This is a genomic window from Gemmata obscuriglobus (genome assembly GCF_008065095.1).
Classification (GTDB): Bacteria; Planctomycetota; Planctomycetia; order Gemmatales; family Gemmataceae; genus Gemmata; species Gemmata obscuriglobus.
The window spans coordinates 2773448-2795349 of sequence record NZ_CP042911.1; the positions used below are offsets into that span (position 1 = coordinate 2773448).

The following is a 21902-nucleotide window of genomic DNA, read 5'->3' on the forward strand; positions in this document are numbered from 1 at the left end:
GCCGCGTCAGCGGCTGAGGATTTCAATGACCCGCTGGATATCGACCGGCAGGCTCACGTCCCCGTCCGCGGGCAGCCGCGTGACGGTGAACGACAGGGCCTCCGCGTCGCTCACCAGCCAGTCGGCGCTGTGCAGCCCCTCGGTGAGCCGCTCGCGGTACTTCTTTTGCAGGTTCGGGCGGGCCTTCACGGCCACCACGTCGCCGGCCTTCACCAGGTACGACGCCACGTCCACCTTGCGCCCGTTGACCTGGAAGTGCCCGTGGTTGACGCCCTGCCGGGCCTCGTCCCGGGTGCGGGCGAAGCCGGCCCGCCGCACCACGTTGTCGAGCCGCCGCTCGCACAGCACCAGCAGCTCCGTGCCGGTGTTCTCGGGGGACTTGGTGGCGAGCTGGTAGAACCGCACCAGTTGGCGCTCGTGCAGCCCGTAGTAGTGCTTGATCTTCTTCTTCTCGCGGAGCGCCAGGCCGTACTCGGACACCTTGCCCTTGCGCTGCCCGTGCATCCCGGGCCGGTACTCGCGGCGCTCCAACGCCTTGACCGCGCCGCGCTTCTCGTAAATCACCATCCCCAGGGCCCGGTTCACTTTGCCCTTGGGTTGCGAATGCCGGCTCATCGTTCGGTACTCCCCGGCCGGGTGGATAGTCAATTCGCAAGCCGATTCCTAGCAAGGAGTTGCGATGACTAGGTTCCCGGCCGTCTTTGTAACACTGCGTCAGGCGGATTCATAATGTCCGTCGAAGGCGAATCGCGACTGCCCACACCGCCTCGTCGCTTCGGTGGGCGGCGGTCACTCGCCGACGTACGGCAGGAGCCCCATGAAACGGGCCCGTTTGACGGCAGCGGCGAGCGCCCGCTGCGCCCCGGCGCTCAGCCCGCTCCGCTTGCGGGACATGAGCTTGGCCTGGGAGGTGAGGAACTTGCGCAGCCCGTTCACGTCCTTGTAGTCGATGAACGCGGGCCGCGGCTCGTACCCCTTCGGGGCGTGGGCCAACTGCCGCCGCCCCTTCGACTTCACGATCTTCAGCCCGCTCGGGTTGGTCTTCGGTGCCATCGGAACGTCCTCCACTCGAGTTAAAGTCGTTACGCTTCAAAACACTCACTGGGGCCGCCACAGCGGCGGTCCCGCACGTCGTCGAGCCGGGCACGGAGCCGGGCTTCCAGGTCCGCGTCCCCGGCGGCCGTCGCCGCCCGGAGCAACCGCCCCAGGCAACCGGGGCACCCAAGTGCCTCCGCGGGGACCGGGCGGACGAGGTCACACGCCTCGGTCGCGCGGCCGGTATCGGCCAGCGCGCCGGCCAGGGCGACTCGGTACGGAATGACCCCAGGAGCCAGTGTATGAGCCACCCGCAGGTGGCGAATCACTCGAGCGGGCGGACGTTTCAGTTTTGCCGAATAATACGCCATTCCGTAGTGTGCCGGGTGGTACCACGGCCGGAGCCGGGCGAGCCGGCGGCACACCTTGAACGCCGCCCGGTGCGCCCCGAGCGCGCCGCACAGCCGGGCGAGGTCGGCGAGCAGCGGGGTCGGGCACCGCCCCGGTTCGGCCAGGAACCGCAGGGCGGCCGCGGCGCTGCGGCGCCAGCCGCCGAGCAGGTGCAGCTCGGCCAGGGCCAGCCGCGCGAGCGGGTCCAGCGGGGCCACCGCGCTGGCGGTTTCCAGCGCCTCGAGCGCGACCGGCGGGTTCCCGAGGCGGAACGAGGCCAGCCCGTACACCTGAAGCAGGCCCGGGTGGTACCGGTCCCGCCGCAGCCCGTCGTGGGCCACCCGCAGCGCGTTCGCGAACTCGCCCTCGTCGAACCGCTCGGCCGCGATCCGGTACAGACAGTCGGCGCTCGTCATCGTGCCCTCGCTACGCTCGTGTGCCAGTTCGGGTCAATCGGGTGCGCCGGACCCGTCAGGCCCGGGGGCCGGGCCGGGGGCGAGCGGCGCGGGTCGGGCTCGGAGGCCCACAGCACGAACACGGCCGCGAGGGCGACCGGGGCGGCGGTCGCAAGGGCCGCCAGCCACCGCGGGTTGTCGCCCCGCCCCCGTTCGGTCGCGGTCATGACGCGGCTCCTTACTCGGGGAACGCGGTCACCAGGGTCGCGTAGTGGCGGGCCTCTTCGTACTTTTTGCCGTTGAGTTCGCCGGCCTTCGCCTCGGTGGCCCGCGCCCAAGCCCCGTACCGGCCCTTCGCCGGGTACGCTTCGGTCAGCCCGTCCTTGTCGGTCGTCGCCTTGGCCTTCCCGCCGCCCGGCTTGAGCACCGTCACCTCGGCGCCGGCCACCGGCTTGCCGGCCGCGAGCAGTTTGAACCGCACCTCCGACCCGCTGGCGACCGGCACCAGTTCGGCGGGGAGCGTTTTTTCGCCGAGCACGAGCTTGTCCGCGGGCACGGCGCCGACGACGGCCTTCGGGTGGTACGCGAGCAGGTACGGCTTCGCGTCGCCCTTCTGCATCACGCCGTAGTTGAGGGTGCCGAACACGAGCCGCGGGCCGCTCCCCGGCAGGGCCGCGGTGAGTTCGTGCTTGCCGGCTTTGTGTTCGACGGCCGTGTCCTTGCCGGCCGTGTCGCGGCAGGTGAGCTTGAGCGCGGCCATCTTGTCGGCCCCGACGTGTTCGTCCGGGTCCAGGTCTTCGCTGAACACGACCAGGGCCCTGGCCGGGTCCTTCGGGTCGGGCACCACGAACACGAAGTGCGCGTGTGCGGCCGTCAGGGCGCAGAGGGCGGTCAGGGAGGCGAGAGCGGCGCGGAACATGAGGGCTCCGTAATCGGGGAAACGGTCGTGTCTTGTACGCGGGCCGGGCGGGCAGACGGTCTACCCGCCCGGCCGATCCGGCGGTCCGTCGCCGGGGGCTCGGGGCCGCGGGGCGCGGCCGTTACTTCTTGGGGTCGAGGCCGTCCTTCTTGCGCGCGGGAACCATCACCTCGCGGATGAACTTGTCCCACGCCTGCTGGTCCTGGAACTTCGGGCTGCCGTGCTTCACCCGTTCCAGCGTCTCGACCTCGTACTTCTTTTGCGCCGGCAGCGCCTTCCACTGCTCGACGGTCAGGGGCGCCTCTTCGGGCGCCGGTGCGGGCGGGCCGCCGCACCCGGCGGGGCCGGCGCCGAGAGCGGTGACCAGAAACAAACCGAACGGTCGCATCGGGGCTCCGTCAGAATCAGTTCGCGGGGACCACTTCGCCGCCGGCGCGGGTGGACATCCACTGGAAGGTTTGCTGGTTGATCCCGTCCCGGATGAAGGACACCGAACCGTCGGCGAAGGCGAAGTTGGCCCCGCCGGTGTGCTCGCTGCGGAACGCCCCGTAGACGCCGACTTTGTTGAGCCCCGACCACTCGGCGTCGGTCCAGTTATGCTTGTTGAACGGGTGGAACGTGGACCCGAAACTATACCCGATGTACCCGTACGCCCAGATGCCACCCAGTTTCGTTGAAGGCACACCCTGTGGCTTAAAGTCCGTCTCGCCGACGAGGAACGTGTTCGACGTGCCGTCCGTGATCGCCGTGATCGTGATCGGCGCCGTGTTCGTGGGCCGCGGTTTCGGTGGGTCTGTTGGTTTCACCGGGTCGGGGTTTTTGATCGGGATCACCGTCCCGTTCCAGACGGGTTCCTGTGGCAAGCCGAGGTATTCCCAGTAGGCGTACGTGACGCAGTCGGGTGAGCCGGCGTTGAACAGGTAACTGCAGTAGGCCCGGTTCTCGGCTCCCCCCAGCGGGCCGCTGGGCGGGGTCATCGCCGGGCACGTGTACGTCGGGATCTGCGTCTGCTGGAGCATCGCGTTGGTGTAGCCGTCGCCGTCACTGTCGTCGGTGCTGTTGCGCGGCAGCTTCGGGTTCCACCGCCGGGCCACGTTGTCCTGCTCCAGGTACGGCATGATGAGGATGAACCCGGTCACGTAGGTGCTCGCCGCTTCGCCCGGCTGGCGGTCGAGCGAACTGTACGGGAACTTCTGGTTCGCGTCGTGGTAGTTGTGGCACGCGAGCGCGATCTGCTTCAAATTGTTCGAACACTTCAAGCGCGCCGCCGCGACGCGCACCTTCTGCACGGCCGGCAACAGGAGGCCGATGAGGATGGCAATGATCGCCATCACCACCAACAGTTCGATCAGCGTAAAGGCGCGACGGGGAACACGTGTGCGGCGCATGACGCGGCACCCTCCTCGAGTGTGAGTGGATGGCCGCGAGACGCGTCGCTGGACGTGGGTCGGTTCGGTGCTCGAACCGGAAAGCCTGCGGAGGCTAGCGACTCGCTATGGTTGTCTTGTTGAGAATGAATCTCATCAAGACAAGGGAAATGGTACTCGACTGGTGCCCGATGTCAACCCGGCAGTTCGCGAGATTGCTCGAAAATTGCGACGCTGTCGCTCTTGGACGCTGATACATGAACCCACCTGCGGTGTCGCGGTCTTGACGAGCCGCGACCGCCAGGGAGCGGGATACGCAGTACCGCTCCCTGGCGGTCGCGGCTCGTCAAGAAAGCGGCAGTATTACCGGGTTCGTGTGTGAGGGCAGGCGCCGTTCCGTCTTTCAGGAGCGCCATCGGAGAAATGCAGTCCGGCATCCGTTCGTTGGGCGCGGTGCCATCTGTTGAATGGGCGACCCGTTCGCGCCGATGGTCCGTTCCCTCCACGTGTGGCAACCGAGAACCTGCGGAGTGGTTCCGCGGTTCCGGGATCGTGTGGTAACGGTGGCCGGTAAGGCACCTGCGAGGCGTTGACGGGTCGATCAGTGGACAACCGCTGGTATCAAGACTGGTCACGAGCTGGCGATTCGCTGGGTGGTCGCTACCCACGAATTTCGCGGCCGAGCCGTCGAACGAGGGCACCAGAGAGAGCAGAGACGAGTCCCGGTGTCGCTCGACTGTTGTCGCGCAAAGCGTTTTTAGGGCGAATCTTATGGCCGTTTTGACTCGTGCGTGCGATTTCTCTCCGCTCGGACCGTAACCGGTGTTGTTCGCTCCACAGGGTTCGACACGGACTTCTGGAAGTGCGGCGAGGGAGAAATGCGGTGGGACAATGCCCAATGTGCGGATCAACCGGCCGACGGCGCGAGCGAACGGGAAGCGGCGGAAGGCCATTCAGGGCCACGCCCGCTCGCCGCGCGCGGAACCGCACCTACAGTAGCTCAGACCTCTCCGGCCGTACCGGCACCCACCCTATGCCCTTCACGCACACCGTCCGCGGCGAGCGGTTCGTGTTCGCCGACCTGCGCGAGTTGCTCGCCAGGGCCAACGAGCCGAAGTCCGGCGACGCGCTCGCCGGGCTCGCGGCCGGGTCCGAGCGCGAGCGCGTGGCGGCGAAATGCGCGCTCGCCGACGTGCCCTTACGGCAACTGGTCGGTGAGCCGGTCGTCGATCCTGATACGGACGACGTGTCCCGACTCGTACTGGATTCGCTCGATCACAAGGCGTTCGCCCGCATCCGTTCATTGACGGTGGGGGAGTTCCGCGAATTCCTGTTGAGCGATGCGACAACCGGCGACACGCTCCGGGAACTAAAGTGGGGGATCACACCCGAGGCGGCTGCGGCGGTCGCCAAGTTGATGGGCAACAAGGAACTCGTGTACGCGGCGGCGAAGGTGCGCAACGTGACCCGGTGCCGCAACACGCTGGGCCAGCGGGGCGTGTTCGGGGTGCGGGTGCAGCCCAACCACCCCACGGACGACCTCGCCGGCATCCTCGTGAGCGCGCTCGACGGGCTCGCTTACGGGTGCGGCGACGCCGTCATCGGGGTGAACCCCGCGACCGACTCGGTCGAAACGGTCGGCGCGATCCTCCGCCTGCTCGACCGGCTCATCACCGAACTCGGCGCGCCGACGCAGGCGTGCTGCCTGGCGCACATCACGACCCAGCTCGCGGCACTCGAACGCGGCGCGCCGGTCGATCTGCTGTTCCAGTCGGTCGCGGGGACGCAAGCCGCTAACGCCAGCTTCGGCGTTACGCTGGCGATGCTGAAAGAGGGCCGGGAGCGGGTGCTGGCGTCGCACCGGGCGCGGCCGGTGACCTGGGCCGGCGATCAGGTGATGTACTTCGAGACGGGGCAGGGGAGCGCCCTATCGGCCGAGGCGCATCACGGCGTCGATCAGCTCACGCTCGAAGCGCGGGCGCAGGCGGTGGCCCGGGCGTTCGACCCGTTCCTGGTGAACACGGTGGTCGGGTTCATCGGCCCGGAGTACCTCGCGGACGAGCGGCAGATCACGCGGGCGGGGCTCGAAGACCACTTCGTCGGAAAACTGCTCGGCCTGCCGATGGGCGTGGACGTGTGTTACACCAACCACGCGGACGCGGACCAGAACTCGGCCGACAACCTCTTGCTGCTGCTGGCCGCGGCCGGGTGCAACTACGTCATGGGCGTGCCGTGTGCCGACGACGTGATGCTCAACTACCAGTCCACCAGCTACCACGACGCCGCGACCGTGCGCGACCTGTTCGGGCTGGCACCGGCCCCCGAGTTCCGGGACTGGCTCGAAGCGAATGGGATCACCCGGGCGGGTAAGCTCACGAGTGCCGAGCGCCCGGCGCTGCTTGGGACGGCCGCGAAGGTTCTTGCTGCCACGAATTCGGATGAGAGGTACGCATGAGCGCCCCCGGAGCCGAGCCCGACGACGTTCGCACCCTGCACAAGCTCGGGTACGCGCAGGAACTGGCGCGGGTGCTCGGCGGGTTCTCGAACTTCGCCATCTCGCTGTCGATCATCTGCATCCTGGCGGGCGGGGTGACCTCGTTCCACGTCGGGTTCTGTTCGGTCGGCGGCGCCGCCATCGGGATCGGGTGGCCGCTGGCGGGACTGTTCGCGCTGTGCGTTGCGGCCACGATGGGGCAAATCGCGTCCGCGTTCCCGACCGCCGGCGGGCTTTATCACTGGGCCGCGACGCTCGGCGGGCGCGGGTGGGGGTGGGCGACCGCGTGGTTCAACCTCGCGGGGCTCGTTGCGGTGCTGGCGGCGATTAACGTGGGCACGTTCCGGTTCGTGATGGGCGCGTTCGCCCCGGACGTAAAGCCGACGGCCGAACTCCAGTTCGTGGCGGTGGCGCTGATTACGGCGTCGCACGCGGTCATCAACCACCTGGGCATTCGGGTGACACGGGTGCTGACCGACTTCAGCGGGTACTGGATTCTGTTCGTCGCGGCGGTGGTGACGGTCGCGCTTGTCGCGGCCGCACCGGGGTACGATTTTTCGCGCCTGTGGACGTTCACCAACTTCAGCGGGCTGCCGGGCGAGGGTGACCCCGTATGGCCGCGGACCGAGTCACTCGCGTGGCTGTTCGCGCTCGGGCTGCTGCTGCCCGCGTACACGATCACCGGCTTTGACGCCTCGGCGCACGTGTCCGAAGAGACGACCGACGCGGCCCGAAACGTGCCGCGCGGGATCGTCCGGTCGGTGTGGGTGTCCGCCCTGTTCGGCTGGCTGATGCTGTGCGCGGCGGTGCTCGCGATGCGCGACCCCGCTGCGGTCGCGGAGAAGGGGGACACCGCGTTCGTGTTCACCATGGCCGACGTGCTGCCGCAGTGGTTTGCGCTGGTGCTGTGCGGCGGGATCGGAATCGCGCAGTACCTGTGCGGGCTGGCGACGGTGACATCGGCGTCGCGGATGGCGTTCGCGTTCGCGCGGGACGGCGGGGTGCCGCTGTCGCGGTGGGTGCGGTACGTGTCGCCGCGGTTCCGCACGCCGCCGGTCGCGGTGTGGCTGGTCGCGACCGCCGCGGTGCTTTTCACGGCTTACGCCGAAGCCTACGCGACGATCGCCGCCGCCGCCGCGGTGCTGCTCTACATCTCCTACGTGCTACCGACCGCGCTGGGCGTACGTGCCTACGGGCGAACGTGGACGCAGATGGGGCCGTGGAGCCTCGGGCGGTGGTTCCGGCCGCTCGCGGCGGTGAGTGTGGTCGGGTGTATCGGCCTCGTGGTGGTCGGGGTTCAGCCCCCGGCCGAGAAGGCGCTCTACGCGGTCGGTGCGATGAGCCTGGCGCTGCTGGTCGGGTGGTTCGCGGTCGCGCGGCACACGTTCCCCGGGCCGCCGCAGGGGCTCATGAGCCGCGAACAACTGGACGCGATTGTGGCGGCCGAGACCGCCGTTCACGAGCGCGAGGAGCCGAAGGCGTGAGCGACCAACTCCCGGTTCCGCTCGATCCCGTCGAGGCCGCACTGGCCCAGACCCCGGCCCGGGTGCTGGCGGGCCGCGCCGGGCCGGCGTACCGCACGGCGACGCTACTGAAGTTGCGCGAGGACCACGCGGCCGCGCGCGACGCCGTTCACGCCGAGGTCGATCTGGTGCGCGACTTCGGCGCGGAACTGGTCGCCCGGCTCCAGTTGTTCGCGGTACAGACGCAGGCCGCCTCCAAAGCGGAGTACCTGCGCCGGCCCGATCTGGGGCGGAAGCTGTCCGAAGCGGCCCGTGACGTGATCCGGGCGCAGTGCCCGGCCGGGTGCGACGTTCAGGTCGTGGTCGGCGACGGGTTATCGGCAACCGCCGTTGCGGTTCAAGTGCCGGCGCTCCTGGCGCTCCTTCAGGACGGCGCCGCGGCGCGCGGGTGGTCGTTCGGCCGGCCGTTTTTCGTTCGGCATTGTCGGGTTGGCGTGATGAACGATGTCGGCGCGCTGCTGTCACCGGCAGTGGTGGTGCTGCTGGTCGGCGAGCGGCCCGGTCTGGCGACCGCGGAAAGCCTGTCGGCGTATCTGGCGTTCCGCCCGCGCCCCGGGCACACCGACGCCGACCGCAACCTGATCTCGAACATCCACGGCCGTGGTGTCGGCCCGGCCGACGCGGTCGCGCGCGTGTTCGCGCTGGCCGAGCAGTTCCGCGCGGCCGGGCGCAGCGGGGTCGGCATCACCGAGGGGGCGGCTCCGCAACTGGACGGGTGATGCCGAATCCATGCCGGACGGCGGCTCGTGCCATCGGTACCGTAGGGACCGTTGTGCGGCCGGGCGGTGATGGTGTACCGGCGGCCCTGGCCCCACGGCTCGCGTGCATCCGATCGCAGGGCCGTGGGCGGCCGGTCCAAGGCTGGAGTTTGCCAGTAACGTTGGGCTGTTCGCTGCCGTTCGCTACCCACGGGCTACCCGCGATGACACACCGCAGCAGCCCGCCGGGGCGGGGAACTGGCAGTTCGCTACCCGCCCGCTCCCCTCGAACGGCCCCGTTTCAGCCATCGGGGGCGGGCGGTGCGGCTCTCTGGTGGGTGTAACGGGGGTTACAGCAGGCCGGGGGGTGTGTACAGAGGTTGCAGCGAACGCCATGGGGTGCCGACTGGACATTCGCGGGCGGAAAAGTGGCGATTCGCTACCGATTCGCTCCCCGCTCGCTACCCGCGAATCATCCGCATAATCCGCAGATGCGATTCGGGCAGTGGGGCGCGATGTCGTTCCAGCGGTGCCAGTGCCGGGTTTGTAACGTCATGCGAAATAGTAGTTTGTGTAGAATTAATGGCCGCGCCCGGTCCAGTTGTACGATTCCGATTGGCTGGGGCGGACTCACGTGGCGGCTCGGGGAACCGCCGGAATTGGGCGGAAATCCTGTGTTGAAGGGTCCGTCTCACGTGCGAGCCGTGCTTTGTGACCGGACTGCATCGACATCGGCCCGGGGCGGGGCGCCGTATAGGCGCCGGTATTCTCGGCTGAACTGCGACGGGCTCTCGTACCCGACCCGGTACGCCGCGGCTGCCGCATCAAGGCCGTCGCCGAGCATGAGACGCCGGGCCTCCTGGAGCCGGAGTCGCTTCTGGTACTGGAGCGGGCTGAGCGCGGTCACCGTTTTGAAGTGGTGGTGGAACGCCGACGGGCTCATCCGCACCTGCCGCGCCAGGGCCTCGACGCGGAGCGGTTTGGCGAAGTGGTCCATCAACCAGCGGATCGCTCGGGCGATCCGCTGGGCTGGCGCCCCGACGGCGACGATCTGCCGCAACCGGTTGCCCTGCGGACCGGTCAGCAGCCGGTAGGTGATTTCGCGCAGCACCAGTGGTGCGAGCGGGGGAACGTGGCGCGGGTCGTCCAAGAGCCCGACCAGGCGCGTGACCGCGTCGAGCAGCGGCGGCTCCATGGGGCTCACCGCCAGCCCCCGCGCCGGGGCGGCTTGTGCGTCGGTATTCGCCCCGTCGGCGACCAGTTCCCCGACCACGCCGGGGTCGAGCGAGAGGCGCAAGGCGAGGTACGGTTCTTCCGGCGAGGCGACCGTTACGCACCCCGCGACCGGCAGGTCGACGGACACGAGTAAGAAGTGCGCCGGGTCGTACCGGTGGACCTCGTCGGCCAGGTGGACCTCTTTGCTCCCCTGTGCGATCAGACACAGGGACGGCTCGTACAGCGACGCCACCAGCTCGGACCGCGTGGAGGAGCGGAACAAGGTGAGCCCGGTCACGTCCGTGGGGTGAATGCCGTCGAGCCCGGTGAACCGCTCGATCAGGCGGGCCAGGTCCGACACCTTCGGTTCGATCACGGGTGGCCCTCGCGATTCTGCGTTCGGTATCAGTTTACGGCCTGAGTGTGTTACGGAGCTGGGCTGGCGTTCGGTTCGGTGCAGGATCGGGCAAGGATCGGCCACGATCAGGTTACCGCCGGCCGCGACACCGGCTTACTATGCTTCTTGTCGGGCGGGTCGGTTGGTTACCGGAGCGAAACCGGTGTGCAGGATCGAACAACACCGGGTCCCTCGACGGTATCCCAACCGTTCTTCCGCCCCGACGCCTGTAAACTTCAAAGGAGCCGGTCACCGTGAGCACACGCGCCTACGCCGCTCAGAACGCGAAAAGTCCGCTCGGGCCGTTCACCTGCAAGCGCCGCGACCCGCTCGCAACCGATGTCGAAATCGACATCCTGTACTGCGGGGTTTGCCACTCGGACCTGCACCAGGCCCGCGACGAATGGCACGACTTCGCTCCGACCGCATACCCGTGCGTTCCGGGCCACGAGATCGTCGGCCGGGTGTCGAAGGTCGGCAAGGACGTGACCAAGTTCAAGGTCGGCGACCTCGCCGCCGTCGGGTGCATGGTCGATTCGTGCCGCACTTGCTCAAGCTGCGCGAAGGGGCTCGAACAGTACTGCACGAGCTTCCCGACGCTCACCTACAACGGCCAGGACAAGATCTCCGGTGGCGTCACCTACGGCGGGTACTCCGAGCGGATCGTGGTGGATGAAGCCTTCAGCCTGAAGGTGTCCGACAAGTTGAACCTGGCAGCGACCGCGCCGCTGCTGTGCGCCGGGATCACCACCTACTCGCCGTTGAAGCACTGGGGCGCTGGCCCCGGGAAGAAGGTTGGGATCGTGGGCCTCGGCGGGTTGGGGCACATGGGGGTGAAGTTCGCTCGGGCGCTGGGCGCGCACGTCGTGCTGTTCACGACATCGCCGGGCAAAATCGAGGACGGCAAGCGGCTCGGGGCGCACGAAGTGGTGGTGTCGAAGAACGCCGACGAGATGAAGACGCACGCGTCGAGCTTCGATTTCGTTCTTGATGCCGTGTCGGCCGAGCACGACATCAACGCCTACCTCTCGCTGTTGAAACTGGACGGCACGCTGTGTCTCGTGGGTGCCCCGGAGAAACCGCTGCCGGTTGCCGCGTTCAACCTGCTCATGCCGCGGCGCAGCTTCGCGGGTTCCGGCATCGGCGGGATCGCGGAAACGCAAGAGATGCTCGATTTCTGCGCCGAACGCGGGATCACCAGCGATGTGGAGGTGATCCCGATTCAGAAGATCAACGAGGCGTACGACCGCCTCCTGAAAGGGGACGTGAAGTACCGGTTCGTGATCGACATGGCGTCGCTAAAGGCGTGACCGCAGATCGGCCCGGGCGGGAGCGCGGGCCGGACTGTTAGACGTGTGCGGTTTCTGGGGTAACTCTTCGGACGAAAGGTCTGTGGGCGCCGGCCGGTTGCGGCTCGCGCAACGTCTGCGATGGTGTGTCGAAGAAAAGATCGAGAATTTTGACCCCCGATTTCGCGCGGCGACCATCTTATTTGAATCGTCGCGGAGTCTCCGCGCATGCGGGCGGACGCGCCGAGCTGGGTATGCCCACGGTCGGGCCACAATATGGCGGTGGAACGCTTGACCGAAACCGCGGAAGCGGCAGATGATGCGCTGTCCGACCGTGAACTGCTCCGGCGGTTCCGGGCCGGTCACGAATCGGCGTTCGCGGCGCTGTTGAGGCGCCACGGGACGATGGTGTTGCGCGTCTGCCGACGTGTATTGGAACGGCCCGAAGACGCCGAAGACGCTTTTCAAGCCACATTCTTGGTCCTTGCCCGAAAAGCGGGCGAAGTTGCTTGGCACGAATCGATCGGGACGTGGTTGCATTCCGCTGCCCATCGGCTGTCGTGTGAAGCCCGGCGGGCGGCCGTTCGTCGCCACACCCGCGAGTCCCGCCGCACGTTTCCGACCCCGCCGACCGAAGGCGACGCGCTCGCCGAGGTGAGCAGCCGCGAATTGCTGGCCATTTTGGATGAGGAACTCGCCGCCCTGCCCGAAGAGAACCGCGGGCCGCTGATTTTGTGCTGTATGGAGGGCATGAGCGGTGACGAGGCGGCCCGGCACCTGGGGTGCTCGGAGAGCACACTGAAGCGCCGATTGCGTCACGCCCGTGAGTTGCTTCAAGAGCGGCTTTCGCGGCGCGGGATCGCGCTGCCGGCCGCCGGTTTTCTTGCGCTGCTTGCAGCCGGCACCGCCGCCGCCGGCCTGCCCCCGGGGCTCGCCGCGGCTACGACCCAAGCCGCGCTGGCCGTGGGCGCTGGAACGGCTTTGGTTCCCGGTGTCGTGTCGGCCCGTGCGCTGGAACTCACGCGGCATCTGCTTCCGGCCGTTTCGGCCAAGGTGAAACTGGCAATCGGGCTTCTTGTAGTGAGCGGTCTGGCTGCGGTGATTGCCTTGGCCGGGTTGGACCGTAACCGCCCACACCCCGAACCCCCTCTGCCGCCTCTCGTGGTGACTACGGGCGCTTTGCCTGCCCCGGGGGTCGGCGTCACTGTCGAAACGACGCTCCGCACGCGGGGCGATTCGATCCGTCAGTTCGCTTTTGACGGTAAGCCGGACACGTTCTTCGCGTCGGTCGAAAACGCCGGCGCCGCGGATCACTTCACCCTGGTGTTCGATCGGCCGGTAGCGGTGACATCGGTTGAGGCGCACACCGGATCGCCCAACGAGCCCGAGTGCCTGACATCCGGCTGGCTGGACGTTTCTCCGGACGGCGCCGTGTTCGAACCGCTGACGGCGTTTGCGAACGGAGTGGCGCGTGGCGACGCAAAGGGGCGACACGTGCGGGCCGTTCGCATCCGCCCGGGGGAACGGCCGCACCGACTTCTGGTGCGAGAGGTGCAAATACGCTCCGAGCCGCCGCTCGCGATTTTTCGTCACCCGGTCGAGTTCGCGGTCGATGCGAGCCACGCGCCGGAGATGACCGCATGGGCCGAGCGGGCGGCTCGGGTGTGCGAACGGGCCTACCCGATGGTTTGCGACGAACTGGCGGCCGACGGGTTCCGCCCGCCGCACCGAGTTCCGCTCTTGGTGCGCCGAGACGCCCGGGCGCTCTCCGCTGCGACCGCTGGGCGGGTAATCGCGTCCGCTGGGTACTTTGAAGCGAACCCGAACGACGTCGGCGCGCTGATCCACTCGACCTCGCTTGTGGTGCAGGATTACAGGGCGAGGGCGGTGCCGACTTGGCTGGTTCAAGGGATCGCCGATTACGTGCGGTTCTTCAAGTTCGAGCCGGGCGTACTGACGCCTCTCGACCCCGATATCGCCCGCCACGATGGCGATTCGCAGCAGACGGCGGCGTTCCTCGCATACCTCGTTGCGACATACGACCCGGCTCTTGTGCGCCGGTTGAACGCTGCGCTGCGTGACGGTCAATACACTGACGCCATGTGGGCTGAGTTGACTGGCAAACCGCTCAGCAAATTGAGCGACGACTGGCGCGGCACGCTGCGCCGCTGATCGTGTCCACGCCGCCCGACTTTGTGCATCGCTGCCGGCCGCGGCGTTCATCACGCAAAACCCTCTCCGGCTCTTGCGACGTTCATCCTGTAACGGAGACATTCTCGTGACCCCGTCCCAGCGGACCGGGCGCCATGGCGCCTTCACCCTGATCGAGTTGTTAGTCGTGATCGCGATCATCGCGATCCTGATCGGGCTCCTGCTGCCGGCGGTGCAGAAGGTGCGCGAGGCCGCGGCACGCATGAAGTGCCAGAACAACCTCAAGCAGATCGGCCTGGGGCTCCATAACTACCACGACGCGAACCAGAAGTTCCCGGCGGCCCGGGCGATCTTCCCGACGAGCCTGGACCCCAATTTCGGGGGCCTGCTCGTGCCCGCGTTCGTGCCGTTCCAGCAGAGCGACCAACCGCCCGTCGGCGCGGAACACGTCGGCGGGTGGATGGTGCGCGTGCTGCCCTACATCGAGCAAGACGCGGTGCTGCGGCAGGTGGTCGGCAAGTCCACCGCGGCGGACATCAGCGCGGGGTACGCCACCATGGCGGCGGCTAAGGTAGCCATGTACGTCTGCCCGTCCGCCGTCGAGCCGACCGGCGGGGTGGCGCCGCCGGCACCCGTCGGCCTGGTGAGCTACGTCGGGGTGACGGGCAGCAACGAGAACTCGGATCCGGCCACCGGGAGCATCGGGATGAACGCGACGAACGGCATGTTCCCGGTGAAGTTCTCCTCCATGGCCCCGGGCCTGAGCCTCCGCCCGAACACCCGCCTCACGGACGTGACCGACGGGCTGAGCAACACGGTTGCCGTCGGCGAGCGGCACGCGACCCAGCGCGGGACCACGTGGGCCGCGGCGGACTACCACACGCTGCTCGCGTTCCCCAACCAGAACGTGGTCGGCGGGTTCGGGCCGAACGGGGCGTATACCCCGGCCGCGTGCCCCGGGTCGCTGCCCGGCCGGTACGCGCCGTTCAGCCCGAGCGACCTATGCAGCCAGGACCGGTTTAACAGCCCGCACCCGGGCGGGGGTAACTGGCTGCTGGGCGACGGCAGTGTGCGGTCGTTCGCGTTCACCGCCGGGACGACCACGCTGCCGTTAATGGTCACCATCAACGGCGGCGAAGTGGTGACGGAGTAACCCCCCCCCAGAACCCACGGAGATGACGCATGCGCGGCTTTCTCGTGTCGCTCGGCGCGGCGGTGGTAATGTCGGTCGCCGTGCCCGGGTGCGGCCCGGCCCGCACGGACGTGGCCGGCACGGTCTCTTACAAAGGCAAGCCGGTGGTGTACGGCACCGTCAGCGTGGTCGGCTCGGATCAGGTGACGTATTACGGGACGATTCAGGAGAGTGGCGCGTTCACCGTGTCCGGCGTGCCGGTCGGGCCGGTGAAACTGGGGGTGTTCAGCCCCGACCCGTACTTCGAGCCGCCGATCTCGGCGGCCGAGAAGGCGCGGCACGAGGAGGCGCGCCGCGCATCAGGGATTCCGATCCCGCCGAAGCCGCCGAAAGGTAAATGGTTCCGATTGCCCGGCAAGTACGCTGACCCGCTGGCGTCCGGGCTGACCGCGGAACTCACCAAATCGGGGGCACCGGTTGATTTGCGGCTCGACTAATAGCGCGTTCGGCTCTTTCCTGCGGCGCGAGAGTTCAAGGCCCATTTGCGGTTCAAACCAGATACCCCACCAACTCTGAAGTGAAGCCCGGTCTTGCTCACCTATTTGGAGGGGGGGGCGAGCGAACGAAAGAGCCGAGCGTGAGGTCAGAGGTGATTGCTAAATATTGAATTCAATTGATTTTATTGTCTTGACTGACTGGCGAGGCGCGATTCACGGCATTACTGCCGTGTGCCGGTAAGCTGGCACACGGCGGATGTTGTTTCAGTCAGGTCGGTTTGCTCTGCTCGCGGTGAGGAGTTTCCGGGATCGTCAAGAAGCCCCACCGCAGCGCTTGGTCCTGGGTGTAGTTCTTTCCCAGGGTGAGAGCGGTAATGGCTTTAGCGAACTCGTAGCCCAGATAGAACGCGTGAGGCACGTCCAACTTCGAGTCGGCAGCGGCTAACCGCTCGAACACTTCGAATGGGTCGGTGCCGCGCAGGTACACGCTGCCGTTCAACACGTGCAGTTCCCCGCGCTCGGCAAAGATCCGGTAGTTGCGGTCGGTCACCCGGCGGGCCAGTTCTTCGAGCACTTCCGCGCCCTGCTCGTACAGCTTGGGGTCGCGGAGCAGCACCAGATTCGATTCGAGCCGCTTCGGGAGGACTTTTTCGCGGACAGCGTGGAACACCAGCCGCCGGGCGAGGTCGAACTCCTTCACCGCCGACCGCGCCCAGTTGATCACTTCCGTGGCAAGCACGCTGCGGATGCCGAGTTCCTGGCAAAACCCGGCGAGTACCACGTTCAGCCCTGCGGAGTCGGAGTCGGTGAGTTCGGTCAGGTTGCCGACGCCCATCATCATCTCGGCGTCCGGAAACCGCCGCCGCGTTTCGATGTACCGCCCCAAAGACGCTGCGAACCCGAACCCGATCGGTTCCAGGATCGGGTCGAGCCGGTGCCGAATGCCGATTTCGCGGAGCGCCCCAACGGTCTGCGAGAGGCTGTCGAGGTCGTCCGGCGTGTCCGGAATCGCGACCACCTCGACATCGGGGAACTGGACGTGCCACCGCCGCGCGTGTTCGAGGTTGGTGCCGTTCACGCTCAGCACCAGTTCGGCGCCTTCGTTCAGGGCCGCGGTCACCTCGTCGGGGTTGAAGCTATCGATGGAAACGCGAAAGCCGTCGGCCCGGAGCGCTCGCACCGCGGCGCCGACCCCGTCCCAGGTCGGCCCGGGGTCGCACCCGAGGTCGATCAGGTCGGACCCGCTGGCGCGGTAGCGCCGCGCCTCGCGGAGTATCGTTTCGAGCGGTTTGCGCGGGGCGTGGTTGATCTCGGCGAGGATCTCGATGTCGTACCGGCCGTAATCGACGGGCCGCGCCTTTTTGCCGAAGAACTCCGGGAGGTCGCGCAAATCCGCCGGCCCGCGCTCGGCGGGCGCGCCGGCCGCGCGCGAGACCTCCTCCACTTCGCCGCGGCAGAACCCGGGCAAAATGACGCGCTGGATCTGTTCGGGCAACGGGGGAAGGTGTCGAGACACCCAGTTGGTGGTCATCAGGGCCGCGACGGTGATGGGCAGCACCGCGATGTGCGGCTCGAAGCCCCCCCGCGGCGCCAGTTCCGCCAAGGTGCGGCGGAGCGACGGCTCCGCGAGCTTCCCGGTGATGAACAGGACGCGCGGCGGGCTCATGGCGTGGGAACGGTCGAGCCGGCGTCCAGCGCCGGCTCCGGTTGTGCGGGCGGCTCCGGCGGGCTCGGTTGCGGCTCCGGCGGGAACGCAAACGCCGGGTTCCGGAACACCTTCGCGCGGTCCGCGGACACCGGCCCCAGCGGCGGGTGCGGCTCGCTCTTCGGCGTGAGCGGCACCTCGTCCATGATGCTCGTGAGGAACGTCGCCTTCGCGACCAGTTCGGCGTGGACGAAATCGCCGTCGGATTGAATCGGGAACCGCTTCAGGAACGTGGTGCGGTACAGTTTGAACGCGCTGTTGATGTCCGCGAGAGGCACCCCGAACACCCAACCTACTCGAGTGCGGTACCACCACTCGCCCCACCCGTACCACGGCGGGGCGTCGTTCATCGGCAGCCCGGCGAACACGCGCCAGAACAGCTTCCACGTCCAGCCGAGCCACTTCATAACGGCTGGTCGGGGTGAGCCGGCCCGGGCCCCGCTGATGAGGTCGGGTTGCTTGCCGAAAATCTCGTCGCGCAGCTCGACCCGCTCCAACATGGGCCGGATGTCACTCGGCGTGTACTGCGCGTCGGTGCCGGTGTACAGGAGCAGCGGCTGGGTGGTTTCGGCCAGCGCGGTACGAAGGCAGGCGCCGAAGCCGCGCCGCGTGTCGTGCGCGAGCGCCCGGAAGTGCTGCACCTTGCCTGCGAGCTTTTGGAGCACCGCCGCGGTTTCGTCCGTGCTGCCGTCGTTCACGACGAGGATCTGGAACGGCCGGTTGAGCGTCCCGAGCAGTTGGCCCCACGCGGGCAGCGCCTTTTCGAGCTGCGCGGCCACGTTGTGAGCCGGGATCACGACGGTGACGCCGTCGCGCTGGGGTGCTGCGGTCTTGGCCATAGGGGAACGCGGGTCGGTGGTGCCGGCGTCACTCCGCGGTGCGGAGGCACACCAGCGGGCGGGGCGGTCGAGCCGAAGTGAGGTCCGCCAGGGATGCAACCACCACCAGCTTGCGGCCGGTGATGCGCTCGGCGTCCGGGACCCATTCCGGCGGCATCACGACCACGCGCGGGCCGGTCGCGAGCGCCTCCTTCAGTTCACCCCACTCCACCAGAGTATGTAGCGGCGCACCGAGATGGAAGGCAAGCAAATGCGACTCGGTCCGAAACAGCAACACCTCCTCGGGCTTCGGAGCCACCGACCGGACGGCCGCCGCGAACGGCCGCTTCTCCTGTCGCGCCGCCTCGGCGGGTTCGACAACGAACCACATCACCGGCCACGCGCCCACGCCGGCCGCAGTCAAAAGCACGAACGCGCCGCGTGCGAGCCGCGCCACCCGCCCACCGGTACGGGGCGCGAGCCACCGTTCGGCCGCACAGCCGACCACGAGCGCCGCCCCGGGGAACGCCGGCAACAGGTAATCGGCCCGCTTGAACCGCGCGGCGGACAGCACCGCGACCATGACAACGAGCCACACCACGCCGAACCGGAACGTGCAGTCCTTGTTCCACAAGCGCGAACACACGCTCCACACGCCTAGAGGCAAAAGTAGGAATGTGCCGGGTGCGAACGCGAGCGCGAACCGCGGGCCGTAGTACCACCACGGGTGAGACGCAAGAGCCTCCGACTCCCCCGTGAAGCGGGCCACGTTGTGATACCAGAAGAACACCCGAGCGAACTCGCCGTCGGTCGCGTGCTCGGCCCAGACGAACCACGGCACGGCTACCGCGGCAACCGCACACACACCCAGCACCGCGAACCGCAGCGGCAGCCGGGGACGCTCACCGTGGGGGCAAACGAACCACTCGACCATCAGGAACGTGACCGCGGTGGTTCCGATCAGCGCGAGACCGACCGGCCCTTTCAGCAGCACCGCGAACCCGGCGGCCACCGCGGACAGAAGGAACCAGCCCGGGTTCCGGGCGGCCTTCGGAAAGCCGTTGCAATCCGACTCGCGTCCCGCAAGCGAGTCGGCGCCCCGCACTTGCGTGCCTCGGTAGAAGGCGAGGAGCGACACCGTGACCGCACAGGTCAGCGGAACGTCGATGCGGGCCGTTCGCCCGATCGCGACGAAATGGTTTGCGGTCGCGAGCGTGACCGCCGCGACCACGGCACCGGTGCCGTACCCTTCACGGCGGAGGAACCCATACACGAGCGCCGCACAACACACCGCGCTCAGCGCCGCGGGCAGCCGGGCGACCCACGGTGTCACCTCCCCGCCGTTCAGCGCGCCGGCGAGTGCCATCAGCCAATAGAACGCCGGCGGCTTCTGGAGATCACGTTGACCGTCGAGGAGCGTGGGCAACCCCCACTCGCCGGTGTCCAGCATCCGCTGTGCGTTCTGTGCCGCCCGCGCCTCATGGCTGCGGACCAGATCGTGTGCGTCGAGTTGAAAAAAGAACAACGCGAGGGGGAGAAATGGCCAGCACGCGCCGATCCGGGGCCAGAAGGCCCCGGGTGACCAAGCCCGCGAGCCCGAAACAGAAGCTGCCGGAAGTGCGCTCATGCCGCGTCGCGGGTCTGTTCGGACAGCGGCCGGCGCACATGCCCGGACTCACACAGCCGGCGATACGGCTCGCACCGCGCGTACAACTCCGCGTGCGTGCCTACGTCCAGCACCCGCCCCGCGTCCATCATCGCGACCCGGTCGGCCAGGTCCGGGATCGTGTGCATCTTATGGGTGATCAGGAACGTCGTGCGGCCCCGGGCGAATTCCTTGATCGCCGCATGGATGTCGGCCTCGCTCTGCTGATCCACGGCACTCGTGAACTCGTCGAGGATGAGAATTTGTGGGTTGCTAAGGATCGCGCGTGCGAGCGCAATCTTCTGACGCTGTCCGCCGGAGAACTTGGCCCCGACCTCGCCCAGCAGCGCGTCGTACCCGCCCGGTGTCGCCAGGATGAAGCCGTGCGCGTCGGCCTTCTTGGCGGCCTCGATCACCTGTTCGAGCGTTGCCCCGCGCTTCCCATAGGCGATGTTGGCGAACACCGTGTCGTCGAACAGTTGCGTGTCTTGCGTGACGACGCCGATGAGCTTACGCAGTGACCGCAGGTGCGCGGTACGAAGGTTAACGCCGTCGATCAGCACCGCGCCGGAGTCCGGGTCGAAGAACCGCGGCAGCAGCGCAAGGAGCGTGGTCTTGCCGCACCCGTTCCCGCCGACCAACGCGATCGTTTCGCCGGCCTTCACCGTGAGCGTCACGTTGTCAAGCGTCGGTTGCTCGGCGGTCGGGTTGTACGCGAAGCACACGTGCCGGAACTCGATCTGCTTCTGCACGCCGGTGAGTCGCGGTCCGTCCCAGTTGCCGCGCACGGTCGGCTCGCGGTCGTACAGCTCGAATATGCGTGCCGCCGCAGCTTCCGCGGACTGCATCTTGGTGTACACGCTGGACAGCTTCCGCACCGGGTCCGCGATCGCCGCCAGGAACACGTAGAACTGGATCAGCGTCTCCGGGCTGAGCGGCTGCGAGCACATCGTGAAGATCCATATCTTGGTGCCCTGGGTGAGCACTAGGTAAATGCCCGCGCCCAGCGCGACGGCGACCGCCAAAATCGTGAGCACCTCGATCGCCGGGTTGGTGAACGCGTCGATGTTTACCAGCCGGAGCGACTTGCGGAAAAACTCGGCGTTCGCCATCCGGAACCGCCGCCGCTCGTGCGCCTCGCGGGTGAACCCCTTTACCACCCGGATGCCGCTGAACGCCTCGTTGAGGATCTTGTACATGGCGGACATGCGCTGGAGCGCCTTCTTGGCCGCCTTGCGCATCGCCTTACTCACCCGCGCCAGCACGTACATCGCGAGCGGCACCACGACCACGAACGCGATCGTGAGCTGCCAGGAGATGATGCACGCGGCGATGAAGCAGGTGAGGGCCTTCAGCGGCTCGGCGACGACCCGCCCGTAAAGGACCTTCAAACCGCCGCCGACCTGCTCGGTGTCGTTGGTGAACCGAGCCATCAGCTCGTTGGTCCCCGCCGCCGAGAGCTGGCGCACGTCCTGGCGCACCATACGCCGGAAGAACGCGTTGCGGAGGTCGAAGAGGGTGCGGTGGGAGACCCACCCGACGAGCGCCTCGTGCGTGAACTCGAACCCGCCCTTGATGACCACGCAGACGAGCACCGACGCAATGATGCACAGGAACGTTTGGAACGCGTCCTGGGGGAGCTGGTAGATCACCTTATCACGGAGCCACCGGTAACCGACGGCTTGGGCGGCGTGGTAGTTCTGGGCGTCGGTTTCTTCGGCGAGGCTGCGGGACCAGTTCCGTTTGGCTTTTTCGCTCTCGGCAGTGCTCGGCTGCTGAGCCAGGTTGGCCAAATCGACGTTCAGCTTGTCTACCTTACGGGCGAATTCGGCGCGGAGCCGCTCTTGCTCCCCGATCTCCGCGTCCACCCACTGGTGCAGGGTCTGCCCGCTCTTGAGTAGTTTGAGGATCGGGAACAGCGCGCCGAGGTTCACGCTCCAGAGTACCGCGACCACCAGCGCGCACACGATCGACGTGACCAACCGCCACCGGTACGGCCACGAGAACCACACGCTCCGCCGGAAGTTCCGCATCGTTTGCCGCTCTCCCACCGTTCCGAAGCACTCGATGTTTGAAGGGCGGCGTTATAACCTCCCCGGCCGCGCCGAACAAGCCGGCTTGCCTCGTTCACAACGGCGGTCTCAGATTTCGGGTTTCCACCGGCCGAGCTGATGACGCACAATAGAAGCACCATTTAGACCAACCGCGCGTGCCTCGGTCGCCGATCCATCC

19 protein-coding genes are annotated in these 21902 nt (G+C 67.6%); 7 read left to right on the forward strand and 12 right to left on the reverse strand.

All coding sequences use genetic code 11. From position 1 onward, the window contains the following. Positions 1-6: 6 nt before the first annotated feature. From rpsD to GobsT_RS11575, 7 genes are all read right to left on the reverse strand, one after another. Positions 7-615, reverse strand: coding sequence for a 30S ribosomal protein S4 (gene rpsD / locus GobsT_RS11545; protein ID WP_010049417.1), 609 nt, complete (start codon positions 613-615; stop codon positions 7-9). A gap of 174 nt (positions 616-789) precedes the next feature. Beyond that, on the reverse strand, positions 790-1053 hold the full coding sequence (gene rpsR, locus GobsT_RS11550; protein ID WP_010049418.1) for a 30S ribosomal protein S18: 264 nt from the start codon (positions 1051-1053) through the stop codon (positions 790-792). Positions 1054-1082: 29 nt separating this feature from the next. Continuing rightward, positions 1083-1841: a tetratricopeptide repeat protein gene (locus GobsT_RS11555; protein WP_010049419.1), complete on the reverse strand. Its 759-nt coding sequence runs from the start codon at positions 1839-1841 to the stop codon at positions 1083-1085. Beyond that, positions 1838-2047, reverse strand: a complete 210-nt coding sequence (locus tag GobsT_RS11560) for a hypothetical protein (RefSeq protein ID WP_010049420.1) — start codon at positions 2045-2047, stop codon at positions 1838-1840. Before GobsT_RS11560 ends, GobsT_RS11555 begins: the two co-directional genes overlap by 4 nt. A gap of 11 nt (positions 2048-2058) precedes the next feature. Beyond that, the gene (locus GobsT_RS11565) at positions 2059-2739 is read right to left on the reverse strand and encodes a DUF4198 domain-containing protein (protein ID WP_010049424.1); all 681 of its coding nucleotides are present in this window, start codon (positions 2737-2739) and stop codon (positions 2059-2061) included. 121 nt (positions 2740-2860) lie between these two features. Then, positions 2861-3127, reverse strand: a complete 267-nt coding sequence (locus GobsT_RS37690) for a hypothetical protein (protein WP_010049425.1) — start codon at positions 3125-3127, stop codon at positions 2861-2863. 16 nt (positions 3128-3143) lie between these two features. Beyond that, a complete protein-coding gene (locus GobsT_RS11575; RefSeq protein WP_010049426.1) occupies positions 3144-4127 on the reverse strand; it encodes a DUF1559 domain-containing protein in 984 nt (327 codons plus the stop codon). 1012 nt (positions 4128-5139) lie between these two features. Here GobsT_RS11575 and GobsT_RS11580 point away from each other — a divergent pair. The 3 genes from GobsT_RS11580 to eutC are packed head-to-tail and all read left to right on the forward strand — an operon-like array spanning position 5140 to position 8842. Further along, entirely contained in the window at positions 5140-6561 is a 1422-nt protein-coding gene (locus GobsT_RS11580; RefSeq protein ID WP_010038234.1) for an ethanolamine ammonia-lyase subunit EutB, read from the forward strand. Continuing rightward, positions 6558-8084, forward strand: a complete 1527-nt coding sequence (locus GobsT_RS11585) for an amino acid permease (protein ID WP_010038228.1) — start codon at positions 6558-6560, stop codon at positions 8082-8084. The genes GobsT_RS11580 and GobsT_RS11585 overlap by 4 nt, the downstream gene beginning before the upstream one ends. Next, on the forward strand, positions 8081-8842 hold the full coding sequence (eutC, locus tag GobsT_RS11590) for an ethanolamine ammonia-lyase subunit EutC (protein WP_010038226.1): 762 nt from the start codon (positions 8081-8083) through the stop codon (positions 8840-8842). Before GobsT_RS11585 ends, eutC begins: the two co-directional genes overlap by 4 nt. Before the next feature lie 670 nt (positions 8843-9512). Here eutC and GobsT_RS11595 read toward each other — a convergent pair. Next, positions 9513-10412, reverse strand: coding sequence for an AraC family transcriptional regulator (locus GobsT_RS11595; RefSeq protein WP_010038223.1), 900 nt, complete (start codon positions 10410-10412; stop codon positions 9513-9515). Between the two features lie 275 nt (positions 10413-10687). Between GobsT_RS11595 and GobsT_RS11600 the strand changes: the two genes are divergently transcribed. The 4 genes from GobsT_RS11600 (at position 10688) to GobsT_RS11615 (ending at position 15502) form a co-directional block, all read left to right on the forward strand. Next, a complete protein-coding gene (locus GobsT_RS11600; protein WP_010038220.1) occupies positions 10688-11743 on the forward strand; it encodes an NAD(P)-dependent alcohol dehydrogenase in 1056 nt (351 codons plus the stop codon). Positions 11744-12013: 270 nt separating this feature from the next. Further along, positions 12014-13894 (forward strand): sigma-70 family RNA polymerase sigma factor, encoded by a 1881-nt coding sequence (locus GobsT_RS11605; RefSeq protein ID WP_162097352.1) that lies wholly within the window; start codon positions 12014-12016, stop codon positions 13892-13894. Between the two features lie 106 nt (positions 13895-14000). Then, a complete protein-coding gene (locus GobsT_RS11610; RefSeq protein WP_010038215.1) occupies positions 14001-15026 on the forward strand; it encodes a DUF1559 domain-containing protein in 1026 nt (341 codons plus the stop codon). Positions 15027-15055: 29 nt separating this feature from the next. Then, positions 15056-15502, forward strand: coding sequence for a hypothetical protein (locus GobsT_RS11615; protein ID WP_010038213.1), 447 nt, complete (start codon positions 15056-15058; stop codon positions 15500-15502). Between the two features lie 268 nt (positions 15503-15770). Here the strand turns inward: GobsT_RS11615 and GobsT_RS11620 are convergent, their stop codons facing one another. Genes GobsT_RS11620 through GobsT_RS11635 form a run of 4 tightly spaced genes read right to left on the reverse strand, consistent with a single transcriptional unit; the run spans position 15771 to position 21703 of the window. After that, positions 15771-17168, reverse strand: a complete 1398-nt coding sequence (locus GobsT_RS11620; protein WP_010038206.1) for a DUF6513 domain-containing protein — start codon at positions 17166-17168, stop codon at positions 15771-15773. Then, positions 17165-18046, reverse strand: a complete 882-nt coding sequence (locus tag GobsT_RS11625; RefSeq protein ID WP_010038205.1) for a glycosyltransferase family 2 protein — start codon at positions 18044-18046, stop codon at positions 17165-17167. The genes GobsT_RS11620 and GobsT_RS11625 overlap by 4 nt, the downstream gene beginning before the upstream one ends. A 28-nt stretch (positions 18047-18074) precedes the next feature. Continuing rightward, positions 18075-19652, reverse strand: coding sequence for an ArnT family glycosyltransferase (locus GobsT_RS11630; RefSeq protein WP_081471574.1), 1578 nt, complete (start codon positions 19650-19652; stop codon positions 18075-18077). Continuing rightward, the gene (locus tag GobsT_RS11635; protein WP_010038201.1) at positions 19649-21703 is read right to left on the reverse strand and encodes an ABC transporter ATP-binding protein; all 2055 of its coding nucleotides are present in this window, start codon (positions 21701-21703) and stop codon (positions 19649-19651) included. The genes GobsT_RS11630 and GobsT_RS11635 overlap by 4 nt, the downstream gene beginning before the upstream one ends. Positions 21704-21902 lie beyond the last annotated feature (199 nt).

Excerpts from the sequence above, each read along its gene's own strand:
- rpsD (WP_010049417.1), bottom strand. The coding sequence starts at position 615 with ATGAGCCGGCATTCGCAACCCAAGGGCAAAGTGAACCGGGCCCTGGGG.
- rpsR (WP_010049418.1), bottom strand. The coding sequence starts at position 1,053 with ATGGCACCGAAGACCAACCCGAGCGGGCTGAAGATCGTGAAGTCGAAG.
- GobsT_RS11555 (WP_010049419.1), bottom strand. The coding sequence starts at position 1,841 with ATGACGAGCGCCGACTGTCTGTACCGGATCGCGGCCGAGCGGTTCGAC.
- GobsT_RS11560 (WP_010049420.1), bottom strand. The coding sequence starts at position 2,047 with ATGACCGCGACCGAACGGGGGCGGGGCGACAACCCGCGGTGGCTGGCG.
- GobsT_RS11565 (WP_010049424.1), bottom strand. The coding sequence starts at position 2,739 with ATGTTCCGCGCCGCTCTCGCCTCCCTGACCGCCCTCTGCGCCCTGACG.
- GobsT_RS37690 (WP_010049425.1), bottom strand. The coding sequence starts at position 3,127 with ATGCGACCGTTCGGTTTGTTTCTGGTCACCGCTCTCGGCGCCGGCCCC.
- GobsT_RS11575 (WP_010049426.1), bottom strand. The coding sequence starts at position 4,127 with ATGCGCCGCACACGTGTTCCCCGTCGCGCCTTTACGCTGATCGAACTG.
- GobsT_RS11580 (WP_010038234.1), top strand. The coding sequence starts at position 5,140 with ATGCCCTTCACGCACACCGTCCGCGGCGAGCGGTTCGTGTTCGCCGAC.
- GobsT_RS11585 (WP_010038228.1), top strand. The coding sequence starts at position 6,558 with ATGAGCGCCCCCGGAGCCGAGCCCGACGACGTTCGCACCCTGCACAAG.
- GobsT_RS11615 (WP_010038213.1), top strand. The coding sequence starts at position 15,056 with ATGCGCGGCTTTCTCGTGTCGCTCGGCGCGGCGGTGGTAATGTCGGTC.
- GobsT_RS11620 (WP_010038206.1), bottom strand. The coding sequence starts at position 17,168 with ATGAGCCCGCCGCGCGTCCTGTTCATCACCGGGAAGCTCGCGGAGCCG.
- GobsT_RS11625 (WP_010038205.1), bottom strand. The coding sequence starts at position 18,046 with ATGGCCAAGACCGCAGCACCCCAGCGCGACGGCGTCACCGTCGTGATC.
- GobsT_RS11630 (WP_081471574.1), bottom strand. The coding sequence starts at position 19,652 with ATGAGCGCACTTCCGGCAGCTTCTGTTTCGGGCTCGCGGGCTTGGTCA.
- GobsT_RS11635 (WP_010038201.1), bottom strand. The coding sequence starts at position 21,703 with ATGCGGAACTTCCGGCGGAGCGTGTGGTTCTCGTGGCCGTACCGGTGG.